The 11,985-nt window shown below is 61.8% G+C and carries 11 protein-coding genes, 5 tRNA genes and 1 pseudogene; 10 read left to right on the top strand and 7 right to left on the bottom strand.

Going from position 1 to position 11,985, the window contains the following annotated elements; translation table 11 throughout:
* Window positions 1-3 precede the first annotated feature (3 nt).
* Window positions 4-285, bottom strand: a complete 282-nt coding sequence (locus H146_RS0115000) for a hypothetical protein (protein WP_019952704.1) — start codon at window positions 283-285, stop codon at window positions 4-6.
* Window positions 286-400: 115 nt separating this feature from the next.
* Between H146_RS0115000 and pdxB the strand changes: the two genes are divergently transcribed.
* The gene (gene pdxB / locus H146_RS0114995; protein WP_026352024.1) at window positions 401-1,555 is read left to right on the top strand and encodes a 4-phosphoerythronate dehydrogenase PdxB; all 1,155 of its coding nucleotides are present in this window, start codon (window positions 401-403) and stop codon (window positions 1,553-1,555) included.
* A 126-nt stretch (window positions 1,556-1,681) separates the two neighbouring features.
* Here pdxB and htpX read toward each other — a convergent pair whose 3' ends face one another.
* From htpX to msrB, 4 genes are all read right to left on the bottom strand, one after another.
* Window positions 1,682-2,581, bottom strand: coding sequence for a protease HtpX (gene htpX, locus H146_RS0114990; RefSeq protein ID WP_019952702.1), 900 nt, complete (start codon window positions 2,579-2,581; stop codon window positions 1,682-1,684).
* A 294-nt stretch (window positions 2,582-2,875) separates the two neighbouring features.
* Window positions 2,876-4,090: a pyridoxal phosphate-dependent aminotransferase gene (locus H146_RS0114985; protein WP_026352023.1), complete on the bottom strand. Its 1,215-nt coding sequence runs from the start codon at window positions 4,088-4,090 to the stop codon at window positions 2,876-2,878.
* Between the two features lie 155 nt (window positions 4,091-4,245).
* Window positions 4,246-5,181, bottom strand: a complete 936-nt coding sequence (gene ylqF, locus H146_RS0114980; protein ID WP_019952700.1) for a ribosome biogenesis GTPase YlqF — start codon at window positions 5,179-5,181, stop codon at window positions 4,246-4,248.
* 107 nt (window positions 5,182-5,288) lie between these two features.
* Window positions 5,289-5,687 carry a peptide-methionine (R)-S-oxide reductase MsrB gene (msrB, locus tag H146_RS0114975; protein WP_019952699.1) on the bottom strand — a complete coding sequence of 133 codons (399 nt, stop codon included), beginning with the start codon at window positions 5,685-5,687 and terminating at the stop codon, window positions 5,289-5,291.
* 153 nt (window positions 5,688-5,840) lie between these two features.
* Between msrB and H146_RS0114970 the strand changes: the two genes are divergently transcribed.
* From H146_RS0114970 to H146_RS0114955, 4 genes are all read left to right on the top strand, one after another.
* Window positions 5,841-5,916, top strand: a tRNA-Glu gene (locus tag H146_RS0114970).
* Window positions 5,917-5,940: 24 nt separating this feature from the next.
* Window positions 5,941-6,015 (top strand) — tRNA-Gly (locus H146_RS0114965).
* Window positions 6,016-6,201: 186 nt separating this feature from the next.
* Window positions 6,202-6,277 (top strand) — tRNA-Glu (locus H146_RS0114960).
* Between the two features lie 25 nt (window positions 6,278-6,302).
* A tRNA-Gly gene (locus H146_RS0114955) sits at window positions 6,303-6,377 on the top strand.
* A gap of 267 nt (window positions 6,378-6,644) precedes the next feature.
* Here H146_RS0114955 and H146_RS0114950 read toward each other — a convergent pair.
* Window positions 6,645-7,601, bottom strand: a complete 957-nt coding sequence (locus H146_RS0114950) for a calcium/sodium antiporter (RefSeq protein WP_019952698.1) — start codon at window positions 7,599-7,601, stop codon at window positions 6,645-6,647.
* Between the two features lie 342 nt (window positions 7,602-7,943).
* Here H146_RS0114950 and H146_RS0114945 point away from each other — a divergent pair, with 342 nt between their 5' ends.
* The 5 genes from H146_RS0114945 to H146_RS0114925 all read left to right on the top strand — a co-directional run bounded on the left by H146_RS0114945 (window position 7,944) and on the right by H146_RS0114925 (window position 11,223).
* Window positions 7,944-8,891 carry an ABC transporter ATP-binding protein gene (locus H146_RS0114945; protein ID WP_019952697.1) on the top strand — a complete coding sequence of 316 codons (948 nt, stop codon included), beginning with the start codon at window positions 7,944-7,946 and terminating at the stop codon, window positions 8,889-8,891.
* Entirely contained in the window at window positions 8,891-9,664 is a 774-nt protein-coding gene (locus H146_RS0114940; protein WP_019952696.1) for an ABC transporter permease, read from the top strand. The genes H146_RS0114945 and H146_RS0114940 overlap by 1 nt, the downstream gene beginning before the upstream one ends.
* Window positions 9,665-9,666: 2 nt before the next feature.
* Window positions 9,667-10,491 (top strand): NADPH-dependent 7-cyano-7-deazaguanine reductase QueF, encoded by an 825-nt coding sequence (queF, locus tag H146_RS0114935; RefSeq protein ID WP_019952695.1) that lies wholly within the window; start codon window positions 9,667-9,669, stop codon window positions 10,489-10,491.
* Between the two features lie 10 nt (window positions 10,492-10,501).
* Window positions 10,502-11,059, top strand: coding sequence for a nitroreductase family protein (locus H146_RS0114930; protein WP_019952694.1), 558 nt, complete (start codon window positions 10,502-10,504; stop codon window positions 11,057-11,059).
* A 76-nt stretch (window positions 11,060-11,135) separates the two neighbouring features.
* Window positions 11,136-11,223 (top strand) — tRNA-Ser (locus H146_RS0114925).
* Between the two features lie 479 nt (window positions 11,224-11,702).
* Here the strand turns inward: H146_RS0114925 and H146_RS21490 are convergent.
* Window positions 11,703-11,909: pseudogene (locus H146_RS21490) on the bottom strand (integrase core domain-containing protein); the annotation flags it as partial.
* Window positions 11,910-11,985 lie beyond the last annotated feature (76 nt).

The following is an 11,985-nucleotide window of genomic DNA, read 5'->3' as shown; positions in this document are numbered from 1 at the left end:
CTCTTAGCTGCTCAAGAGCGACAGCTGGTGCATGGCATCGCGGGCCTCGGGGGCACTGTCGTCGCTGATCTCGAGCACCTTTTGATAGCCGCGCAGGCGCTGGATATGATCGATATCCTCGACCCACGCCATGGCGCGGGCGTAATCTTCTGCCAGCGAGTGCACGACACCGCCGTAGCCGGTGCCGATCTGGCCCCAGGCGCGCACGAAGATCCAGTCACCGAACATGTCCTGGTGGACGTGTATCAGCACGTAGTCGTGGTCGCTCTCCCAGCGAATGATCAAGGGTGGCTCCTGTGTGATGACGGCATCTCGGCGCGAAGCTGCCGATTGTAACGGTCGCAGCGGTGGTCACAAAGCGTTCGGGATCGACCCCAAACTTCAGTCTGTCGAGTTCGTGATGCGAATAGTTGCCGATGAGAACATGCCGCTCGTCGAGGAGTTTTTTGGCGAGTACGGTGAGATAACACGCCTGTCGGGGCGCGAGATGTGCGCCGACCAGCTGCGCGATGCCGATATTCTGCTGGTGCGCTCGGTCACGCCGGTCAACGCTGAACTGCTCGAGGGTAGCCGGGTGCGCTTTGTAGGGACGGCCACCATCGGTTTCGATCATATCGATCGCGACTATCTCGACCAGCACGGCATTGGTTTTGCCAGTGCGCCGGGCAGCAATGCCGAGTCGGTGGTCGACTGGGTGCTGTCGTCACTGCTGCTGCTTGATGAGCAGGATGGCCGGGTATTTACCGAGCGCGTGGTGGGCGTGGTGGGTGCCGGCAACGTTGGTGGACGGCTGCTCAGTCGGCTGCGTGCGCTGGGCGTGACGTGTCTGGTATGCGACCCGCCGCGCGCCGAAGCGGAAGGCGAAGAGGGCTTCGTTGAACTCGACGAGCTGCTCGAGCGCGCCGATGTGGTGTCGCTGCATACCCCGCTGGTCAGCGAGGGGCGGCATGCCACTTTTCATCTGCTGAATGAGCAGCGTATTGAAGCGCTGCGCAGCGATCAGGTACTGATCAGTGCCGGGCGCGGTGACTGTGTCGATAGCGAAGCGCTCAAGGCGCGCCTGCAGCGCGACCCGGGGCTGCGCACGGTGATCGACGTGTGGGAGAACGAGCCCGCTATCGACGAGGCGCTCTACCGCCTGGCCACCATCGCCACGCCGCACGTGGCGGGGTACAGCCTGGAGGGCAAGATGCTGGGCAGCGAGATGCTCTATCAGGCGGTCAGCCGTTTTTACGGCCTGCCGGCGCGGCGCAGCCTCGGCCAGATGATGCCGGAAAACTGGCTCAAGCGCATCGCGCTGTCGGGCCGCGCGCCGCCGATGGAGGCGTTGAGGCTGTGTGCCCGCAGCTGCTACGACGTACGCCGCGATGCCCTGCTGATGGAGCGCTACCGGCGTCACTACGGCATGGCCGAAGGGTTCGATCTGATGCGCAAGGAGTACCCTCTGCGGCGCGAGTACTCCAGCCTGCGGGTAGAGCTCAAGCGCAGTGCCGGCGCGGTGCGTGAGATGCTCGAGCACGCCGGCTTCTCGATTCGTGACAAGCGGCGCAAGTAATCCGGCTCACCCCGTCGGCGCTGGCGAAGGCGCTTTTTCACGCGGCGTCCGGCGTCGACATGCCTTTACCCATAAAAAAGGCCCGCAGAAGACGGCGGGCCTTGCCGTTGTCCGGTCTTTAGCCTTTTACTGCTGGTAGGCCGCCTTTTTCAGTGCGCTGATGCGGTCATCCAGCGGCGGATGGCTGGCGAACAGCTGCTCCATGATCTTGCGGCTCTTGCCACCGGCGATGCCGAAGGCGGTCAGTGAATCCGGCATCTGGTTGGGCATCTCCTGGCTCGCCTTGAGCCGCGCCAGCGCATTGATCATCGCGCCGCTGCCGGCCAGCCGGGCGCCGCCCGCATCGGCACGATATTCGCGCCAGCGCGAGAAGGCCGCGACGATAATCGAGGCGATCAGGCCGAAGACGATCTCCAGCGCAATCACGACCCCGAAGTAGCCCATGAACCCCAGACCGCCGCCGTCGTCGCGGCGCAGGAAGCTGTCGATCAACTGAGCGGCAATGCGCGCAAAGAACATCACGAAGGTGTTGAGCACGCCCTGAATCAGCGCCAGCGTGACCATATCGCCATTGGCGACGTGGGCGATCTCATGGGCCAGTACCGCGCGCACTTCTTCAGGGCGCATCTGGTTCAACAGTCCGGCGGAGACGCATACCAGCGAGTCGTTCTTGTTCCAGCCGGTGGCGAAGGCGTTGGGCTGCTGCGCCGGGAAAACGCCCACCTCGGGCATTTTGATATTGGCATCGCGGGCCAGTTCGGCGACGGTGTCATGCAGCCACTGCTCGTTGGCATTGCTCGGCCGCTCGATGATCTGCGCTTTGGTGCTCCATTTCGCCATCTTTTTCGACAGCAGCAGCGAGACCAGCGAGCCGGCCATGCCGAACACGAAACAGAAGATCAAAAGCGACGTCAGGTTGAGCCCGGTGCCGGTGAGATAGCTTTCTACCCCCAAAAGGCGCAGGGTAATGCTCGCCACCAGCACCACGGCCAGGTTGGTGGCAAGAAAGAGGACGATCCTCATCATGATCGCGATGCTCCCCGATATGTAGGATGAACCCGACCGGCGTTATGCCGGCAGCGGGCAGTATAGACCTTTAGATAATTGCAGCGGGTTTTGGTTTCAACTTCCGGTTAAGCAGCGTTTAGGGAAACGCTGCATAAATGCCTGCGCGAGCGAATCGCTTCGTTACGTGGTACTCGAAAAATCGCCTAACCTCATGTTATGTCTCGTTTTCTGCGTTCCATGCGCCTCGCGCTTCATCTCGCTCGTCGATTTATTCAGCGCTTCCTTGGGTCAATCCGCCGTTGACCGGCGTTTTCAGCGCCGCCGCGCCAGAAAACGACCCAGTCGGTCGATAGCGTCCTCGAGCTGTTCCGCCCAGGGTAGAGTGACGATGCGCAGATGATCCGGGGTCGGCCAGTTGAAGGCAGTCCCCTGCACCAGCAGCATCTTCTCCTCCAGCAGCAGGTCCAGCACCAGCTGCTGATCATCCTTGATAGCGTAGACCTCGGGGTCAAGACGCGGAAACATATAAAGCGCGCCCTGTGGCTTGACGCAGCTGACGCCGGGAATGGTGTTGAGCTTTTCCCACGCCATATCGCGCTGCGCCAGCAGCCGCCCGCCGGGCAGCACCAAATCGTTGATCGACTGATAGCCGCCCAGTGCCGCCTGAATGGCGTGCTGCGAAGGCACGTTGGCGCACAGCCGCATCGAGGCCAGCATGTCCAGGCCCTGAATAAAGTCGCGGGCGTGGCGTTTCTCGCCGGAGACCACCATCCAGCCGGAGCGAAAGCCGGCGCAGCGGTAGCTCTTGGAGAGGCCGTTCATGGTGATGATCAACAGATCTTCCGCCAGCGAGGCGGTCGGCGTGTGGGTCGCGCCGTCGTAGAGAATCTTGTCGTAGATCTCGTCGGCGAACACGATCAGCTCATGTTCGCGCGCCACCTGCAGTACGCGCTCGATGACCTCTTTCGAGTAGACCGCCCCGGTGGGGTTGTTGGGGTTGATCAGTACCAGCGCCTTTGTGCGCGCGGTGACCTTCGCCCGGATGTCGTCGATATCCGGCTCCCAGCCCTGCTCCTCGTCGCACAGATAGTGCACCGCATGGCCGCCGGAGAGATTGGCTGCAGCGGTCCACAGCGGATAGTCCGGCGCCGGTATCAGCACCTCGTCGCTGTCATCGAGCAGCGCCTGCATCGCCATTACGATCAGCTCGGAGACGCCGTTGCCAATGTAGATATCCTCGATCCCCACGCCCTCGACGCGATGGCGCTGACACTCCTGCATGATCGCCTTGCGCGCCGAATAAAGCCCTTTGGAGTCGCAGTAGCCCTGGGCAGTAGGCAGGTTGCGCATCACATCCTGCAGAATCTCCTCCGGCGCCTCGAAGCCGAAGGGCGCGGGGTTACCGATGTTGAGCTTGAGAATGCGGTGCCCCTCGTCCTCGAGACGCCGGGCGTGCTCGAGCACCGGGCCGCGAATGTCATAGGAGACGTGATCGAGCTTGTGCGATTTCCTGATCGGCGTGGTCATGCTGCTGGTCTGTCCGCTTTTGGGGGTGGCGCCGTGGAGGAGGGCGCCGGCCGCCGGAATGAAGGTGACACGAGTGGCGTGTGCTGCGAGCCAGCATACCGCGTCGTGCGTGACCGGTGCCATGGGCGGAATCAGGGGACGATTTATGGTGTGGCTTACCCCCGGTAAGAGGCGTCGTCGGATACTGGTTCATCTGCTGGAAACTCCTCGCCGCGGTTGAAGCGGCTGCGCTCTTCGCGCATCGCTTCCATCTGCGCCTCGTCGGGAATGTCCTGCGGCGTTTCCAGCGTAATGCGCCCCAGTTTGCCACCGCGCAGGTCCATCAGCAGTACCTCGGCGCCGCGGTGCCGGTCGACCTCGCCGCCGGCGCGCAGGCCGCCGCGTTTGGCGGCAATGGCCTCCACCAGCGTTACGCCGCTGCCTTCAAGGCTTTCGAGCCGGTAGCGATCGTGCAGCGCCTGCGGGTAGCGCTCGGCGAGCGCCAGCGCCGTCACCGCCGCCACGTCTTCGTACTCAAGGGCGGTATCGCGAATCGCGCCGCTGGCGGCCAGCCGATAGGCACTGTTCTGATCCTCGATGCGTGGCCACAACACGCCAGGGGTATCGGTCAGGGCGATGCGCTGGCCGATACGGATTTTCTGCTGGCGCTTGGTGACCGCTGGCTCGTTGCCGGTTTTGGCGACCTTTTTACCGGCAAGCGTATTGATCAGGGTTGATTTGCCCACGTTGGGAATGCCCATCACCATGACCCGTACATCGCGATCCTCACGCACCCGGCCGGCCAGTTCATGGCAGAGCTTGTAGAGCGGCTTGAGCTGGCGCGGCTCGGTGGTGGTGACCGCCATGGCACGCGTCTCCTCCTGGGCATCGAAGTGCGCAATCCAGCGTGTCGTCAGTTCGGGATCGGCCAGATCGGCGCGCGAGAGCACCTTGAGCGACGGTTTGTGACGGATCAGTTGGGCCAGCATGGGGTTGGCGCTGGAGTAGGGCAGGCGGGCGTCCAGCACCTCGATCACCACGTCGATCTCCGGCAGCGCTTCGTTGATCTGGCGCCGCGCCTTGTGCATGTGCCCCGGATACCAGCCAAGCATGGCGTTTCTCCCGTTACTGCCTCATTTGATAGGCGCAAAAGCGCCCCGGGTGGGGCGCGTGAAAAGAGAGTGTAACCCGCCGAGTCCGGGCGTCGAAGAGGCGGCGCTTACTCGCCCTGATGGAAGGTGATCGCCACCGAGTTGATGCAGTAGCGCTGGCCGGTGGTGTCGCGCGGGCCGTCGGGGAAGACATGGCCCAGATGGGCATCACAGCGCCGGCAGGTCACCTCGATGCGGCGCATGCCATGGCTGTCGTCCTGATGTTCCTCCAGCGATGCATCGGCCAGTGGGCGATCGAAGCTGGGCCAGCCGCAGTGCGACTCGAATTTGTGCTCGTTTTCAAAAAGCGGTGCGCCGCAGCAGACGCAGTGGTAAATACCCTGCACCGGCTCCACCTGATAGTCGCCGGTATAGGGGCGCTCGGTGCCCGCCTGACGGGTGACGCGGTACTGCTCATCGGTAAGCTGCTCGCGCCACTCCTGATCGCTTTTGTGTACCTTGTCCATGTAAAAACTCCTCTTTGCAGCGAGTCGGTCCGGTCCCGGAATAGGTTAACAGTTGCTGATATGGGGTCGCCGCCTGTCGATCAAAAGGGGTGCCTTGACACCCCCGGGAGGGGCGGGTAATATGCGCGCCACTCGGTGAGACGAGGCCGAAACGTCCCGTTCGTCTAGTGGTCCAGGACACCGCCCTTTCACGGCGGTAACAGGGGTTCGAACCCCCTACGGGACGCCACTTCGTTTTATCGATCAATCGGTTGCGGGAATAGCTCAGTGGTAGAGCATCGCCTTGCCAAGGCGAGGGTCGGGAGTTCGAATCTCCTTTCCCGCTCCATGCTTTTAGTGATATGGCAGGATTGTCGAGGGTCGTGAGCTGGAGCGCCAGCCCGGTCGATCTCCTTTCCCGCGCCATACTTTTAGTGGAATGGCAGGGTTGTCGAGGGTCGTGAGCCGGTGTGCCGGTCCAATCCATCTCCTTTCCCGCGCCATGTTTTAAAAGCATAGCAATACCGATAGTTGCGTCCCGTTCGTCTAGTGGTCCAGGACACCGCCCTTTCACGGCGGTAACAGGGGTTCGAACCCCCTACGGGACGCCACCTCAGTTTTATCGATCAGTCGTTTGCGGGAATAGCTCAGCGGTAGAGCATCGCCTTGCCAAGGCGAGGGTCGGGAGTTCGAATCTCCTTTCCCGCTCCATATCTTTAGTGGCACGCCAGGATTGCCAAGGGTCGTGAGCTGGGGCGCCAGCCCGGTCGATCTCCTTTCCCGCTCCAGTTTTTCTCCCTCTTCTGATGGCAATTTTCTGCCATTGTTTCAGCGTGTCTGCCTATCGACACCCGTTGCTCCACATCGGTTGACTGTCGGATATGTACGCTAGCCGGGACTTTTGAGCCTCGAGGCCGCCCGTCGTGAGTTACGGTTTCAGGCGCCTCGGTTTTTGTGCTTTAAACACCGGGGTGCGCGTCAGGCGCTGGCAGCTCCGATCACGCTATACACCAGCCAGCCGGTGTAGGCGATAAAAATTGTCAGCAGTACGCCACCCTCCGGGCGGTTGATGCGCCGGCCGCTCAGGCAGAATACGAACAGCAGCAGCGTCAGCGCTGCCATGATCGGCCAATCGCGAATCAGTACCTCCGAGCCGACGCTGATGGGGTGCACCACGCCGGCCAGCCCCACCACCGCCAGGGTGTTGAAGAAGTTGGAGCCCACCATGTTGCCCAACACCATGTCGTGCTGGTTTTTGCGTACCGCCGAGATGGAGGAGGCCAGCTCCGGCAGGGAGGTGCCGATCGCCACGACCGTCAGACCGATCACCAGATCGCTGACGCCCAGCGCGCTGGCGATATAGACGGCCCCCCACACCAGCAGACGTGAACTGGCGACCAACAGAGCCAGACCGATCAGGGTCCAGACGAGGCCACGCTGGAGTGACATCTGACCGGCTGCTTCCTCGGCCTGGACCGCCTCTTCGCTGCTCTGGCTGCCGGAGCGCAGCAGGCTGTAACCCAGTGACAGCACCAGCAACAGGAGCAGCAGGGCGCCATCCAGGCGCGAGACGGTACCGTCCCACAGGCACCACAGCGACGCCAGCGTGGCCACGCCCAGCAGCGGCAGCTCGCGACGTATCACACGGCGGTGTACCGCCAGCGGGCCGATCAGTGCCACCAGGCCGGTTACCAGCGCGATATTGGCGATGTTGGAACCGTAGGCGTTACCCAGCGCCAGCCCCGGATTACCCTCGGCGGCAGACAGCACCGAGACCGTCAGCTCCGGCGCCGAGGTGCCGAAGCCGATGATCACAATACCCACCGAAAGCGGCGGCATGCCGAGGTGGCGTGCCGTGGCGGCTGCCCCCTCAACGAAACGGTCGGCGCTCCAGGTGAGTACCACAAGGCCGGCTATTACGGCCGCAATTGCCATCAACACGCTGTGCTTCTCCTTTTGAATCCTTTGACCGAACGCAGCGCCAGCATAGCCTGGCCCGCCATGATGCGCCCGCCCGGGGCGGTGAATGCCTTGCTTTATCAGGGCTTTTCTACACCTGATTTGCACCTGAAAGTGATAGCGGCGGCATGATCGGCTATCATTAGCGCCCCAACGATTACGTCAGCCCGCGCCCCGACGCGCGACCAGCATGCGCTCTCCCCGGCGAGCCGGAGCTGCCTCGCTGTCGTGTGCGAATGTCAGGGCAGAGCGTCTGTCGCTGATGTCTGCGCATCCCCGGGAGGCGCCGTTTTCGATCGACCATGGAGTTTTCCGACCGTGCAATCCGCCCTCTCCATAAGAGGCCTGACCAAGGTTTACGACAACAGTTTTCACGCCCTCAAGGGCATCGATCTGGAAGTACCTGAAGGCGATTTCTTTGCCCTGCTGGGCCCCAACGGTGCCGGCAAGTCGACCACTCTGGGCGTGGTCAGTTCGCTGGTACGCAAGACCGCCGGCAAGGTATCGATCTACGGTATCGATGTCGACCGCGAATTTGCCCGCGCCCGCTACTACCTCGGCGTGGTGCCCCAGGAGTTCAACTTCAATCAGTTCGAGAAGGTCGAGGACATCATCCTCACCCAGGCGGGCTACTACGGCATTCCACGACAGAAAGCCGTGAAGCGTACCCACCAGCTGCTCGAGGATCTGGGGCTGTGGGACAAGCGTCATGACGCTGCGCGTCAGCTCTCCGGCGGCATGAAGCGGCGTCTGATGATCGCTCGTGCACTGGTTCACGGTCCGCGCCTGCTGATCCTCGACGAGCCTACCGCCGGCGTCGATATCGAACTGCGCCGCAGCATGTGGCAGTACATGAAGCGCATCAACGAACAGGAGGGGGTGACCATCATTCTGACGACCCACTACCTGGAGGAGGCGGAGAGCCTGTGTCGCAATATCGCCATTATCAATCATGGCGAGATCGTGCAGAACACCAGCATGCGTGAGCTGCTGTCTCAGCTGTCGCAGGAGACCTTCGTGCTCGATCTGGCCGAACCGATCACGCAGTGTCCCGCGGTCGAGGGCTTTGATGTCGAGCTGGTCGATGGCGGCCAACTAATGCTGTCGGTCGACAAGGGGCAGCGCATCAACGATGCCTTCGCACGGCTCAGTGAGCAGCATATCGAGGTCGTGTCGATGCGTAACCGCGCCAACCGCCTCGAGGAGCTGTTCGTGCGGCTGGTGGAGGAGAGCAGCGACGAGACGACAAAGGGAGAGATTCGCTGATGAACACGACCCAGCTTCTGATCGCCCTGTGGACCATTGTGCGCAGCGAAATTCGCCGCTTCATGCGGATCTGGCCGCAGACCCTGCTGCCGCCGTCGATCACCATGACGATGTATTTCATTATCTTCGGCAATCTGATCGGCTCACGTATCGGGCAGATGGATGGCGTCAACTATATGGAGTACATCGTGCCCGGCCTGATCATGATGTCGGTGATCACCAACAGCTACTCCAACGTCGCCTCGTCGTTTTTCGGCAGCAAGTTTCAGCGCAGCGTCGAGGAGATGATCATCTCGCCGATGCCTAACGCCCTGGTGCTGTCGGGCTTTGTGATCGGCGGTGCGGCGCGCGGTCTGGCCGTGGGGCTGATCGTTACCGCCGTCTCGCTGTTTTTCACCGATCTTGATATGCAGCATCCGATACTGACCCTGCTGGTGGTGGTCATGACGGCGATTCTTTTCTCCATCGGTGGTTTCATCAACGCGCTGCTGGGCAAGAAGTTCGACGACATCTCGATTGTGCCGATTTTCGTGCTGACGCCGCTGACCTATCTGGGCGGGGTGTTCTACTCGATCCATACGCTGCCCGCGTTCTGGCAGCATGTGTCGCTGATCAATCCCATTCTGTATATGGTCAACACCTTCCGGTACGGTATTCTGGGTGTCTCGGATATCAACGTGGGCGCGGCCGTCGGGGCGATAGCGATCTTCATTGTGATCTTTTTCGCCTGTGCCATGTGGCTGCTGCGCCGTGGCAAGGGGCTGCGTAGCTGATCATGAACGATGATCTGAAAGAGGCGCCGCTGGGCAGAACCAGCGCCTATATCACCGAGTACGAGCCGTCGCTGCTGTATCCCATCGCGCGCAGCGCCAGCCGCGCGGCGCTGGATCTCGATGATGACGATCTGCCCTTTGAGGGTGAGGACGAGTGGCAGGCATTCGAACTCTCCTGGTTGACCCCCACCGGCAAGCCGGTGGTGGCCGTGGCGCGCTTTCGGGTACCGGCGGACTCCCCCTTTCTGATCGAATCGAAGTCGTGGAAGCTCTATCTCAACAGCTTCAATCAGACCCGCTTCGCCTCCTCGGTGGAGGTGCGCCGCACCCTGGTCAGCGATCTTTCCCGCACGGCCGGCGCCGAAGTCGAAGTGACCCTGTTCGGTGTCGACGACATGGCCTTGTCGCCGGCACGGCTACCGGGCATCTGCCTCGATGATCTGGACGTCGAGATCGACACCTGGACGCCCGACCCGGAACTGATCATCACCGAGTCGCATATCGTCGAGGAGACGCTGCACTCCCATCTGCTCAAGTCCAACTGCCCGGTGACTGGTCAACCCGACTGGGGCAGCCTGCTGATCCGCTACAGCGGCCCGGCGCTGGATCATCATGCGTTGCTGGCCTACATCGTCTCCTTCCGTGAGCATCAGGATTTTCATGAGCACTGCGTCGAGCGCATCTTCATGGATTTGCTGCGTGAGGCCGAGCCCGACCGGCTGCTGGTGATGGCGCGCTACGTGCGCCGTGGTGGGCTGGATATCAGCCCCTGGCGCTGCCTGCCGGGCGAGCCGCCGCTGAAAACCGTGCGCCTGATGCGCCAATAGAGAACTCCCCATGGACGCCATTACCCTGCTGCTGGAGCGCCGCTCGGAAGGGCGGCTGGAAGGACCGCCGCCGACCTCGCAACAGCTCGACATCCTTTACCGCGCCGCCCTGCGCGCGCCGGACCACGGTGAACTGCGCCCCTGGCGTTTTATCGAATACAGCGGCGCCGGTCTTGACCGGCTGGGGGACGCCTTTGCCCGTGCCGTGCAGGCTGATGACCCCGAGGCCAGTGACAAGGCACTAGAAAAAGCGCGTGGCAAACCGCTGCGCGCGCCCATGGTAATCGCCGTTATCGCCAGCCCCAGGGCTTCGAAAAAGATACCGCGTAGCGAACAACTGCTCTCCGCCGGCTGCGCCGCCCACGCCATCCTCTACGCCGCCAGTGCTCAGGGGCTGGGCGCCATGTGGCGCACCGGCGATTTCACCTATCACGAGGTTGTGCGTGGGGAAATGGGGCTGGCGGCCGACGACGAAGTGGTTGGCTTCATCTATATCGGGCAGGCCAAAGGAGCGCGCCGTATTAAACCCCTTGACCCGCAGGCATACGTGACGCGCGTAAGCGACTGAACTTGCAATCGATGCCCTGGCGTGTCAGGATGTGCGCCGGTCTCGCGGGGCATTGCCTTTTGAGATCAGCAAAAACGGAGGGGTGTCCGAGTGGTCGAAGGAGCGCGCCTGGAAAGTGCGTAAGCTGAAAGGCTTCGAGGGTTCGAATCCCTCCCCCTCCGCCAGGTATTTCAAGAACCGGCTTCAATGGCCGGTTTTTTATGGCTGGAACAGGGCATAGGCAGGGGGAGGTGATGAGAACCCTCCGGTTCGAGCCGAAGGGGCCCGGGGGTATGGGCGCCGAGCGGCGGAGCGCAGCGAGGCCCATCCCTCCCCCTCCGCCACCGAATATAGATAAGCCGCTGATTTCAGGGGTTTTTTCTTTTTCTGACCATCTCCAGTCCCCCACTCAGTCCCCCAGTCTTTTTTGTAATGGGGTACCATGTCATTCAGCCCCCTTGAGCCATCCTTCGCCATCTGTGACAGCGGGCCCGGGTCAGATGCCAGCCTTTCCCTCGGCAACGTCATTGGTGCCCTGTCACTCCTCGGCTGTAGCCGACCCTTGGCCCAGAGATCAATTTCGCCTTCTATCCCCAGCAGAGCCTGAACAACTGTATGCATGCAGGGCATAGGACTAGATCGAGATCTGTAGTGGTCAAGTGATTTAGGCCACTGTCTTTTGAGTCTTCCAATAGAGCTGCTCAGCCACATTGGGCGGCAGCCCATCATTATGCTTGTGGGGCCGGAGAGCACTGTAATAGCCGATCAGATAATCCGTGATTGACCGCTTCGCCGAGACAAAGCACGAATAACCGATCTCCGGTATCCATTCCGTTTTCAAGCTTCTGAAAAAGCGCTCTGTCGGGGCGTTGACGCTCCTATGTCAAGGCACGGCGCTGGCGGCCTGTAAATCCTTGATGATTAAAGGGTAGAGTTCGCGCACGATG

It is taken from the genome of Kushneria aurantia DSM 21353 (assembly GCF_000382245.1).
In the GTDB taxonomy this organism is placed as follows: Bacteria; Pseudomonadota; Gammaproteobacteria; order Pseudomonadales; family Halomonadaceae; genus Kushneria; species Kushneria aurantia.
This window is presented reverse-complemented; position numbering and strand designations above follow the sequence as displayed.

Excerpts from the sequence above, each read along its gene's own strand:
- H146_RS0114950 (WP_019952698.1), bottom strand. The coding sequence starts at position 7,601 with ATGGCAATTGCGGCCGTAATAGCCGGCCTTGTGGTACTCACCTGGAGC.
- pdxB (WP_026352024.1), top strand. The coding sequence starts at position 401 with ATGCGAATAGTTGCCGATGAGAACATGCCGCTCGTCGAGGAGTTTTTT.
- msrB (WP_019952699.1), bottom strand. The coding sequence starts at position 5,687 with ATGGACAAGGTACACAAAAGCGATCAGGAGTGGCGCGAGCAGCTTACC.
- H146_RS0114930 (WP_019952694.1), top strand. The coding sequence starts at position 10,502 with ATGGACGCCATTACCCTGCTGCTGGAGCGCCGCTCGGAAGGGCGGCTG.
- htpX (WP_019952702.1), bottom strand. The coding sequence starts at position 2,581 with ATGATGAGGATCGTCCTCTTTCTTGCCACCAACCTGGCCGTGGTGCTG.
- ylqF (WP_019952700.1), bottom strand. The coding sequence starts at position 5,181 with ATGCTTGGCTGGTATCCGGGGCACATGCACAAGGCGCGGCGCCAGATC.
- H146_RS0114985 (WP_026352023.1), bottom strand. The coding sequence starts at position 4,090 with ATGACCACGCCGATCAGGAAATCGCACAAGCTCGATCACGTCTCCTAT.
- H146_RS0114940 (WP_019952696.1), top strand. The coding sequence starts at position 8,891 with ATGAACACGACCCAGCTTCTGATCGCCCTGTGGACCATTGTGCGCAGC.
- queF (WP_019952695.1), top strand. The coding sequence starts at position 9,667 with ATGAACGATGATCTGAAAGAGGCGCCGCTGGGCAGAACCAGCGCCTAT.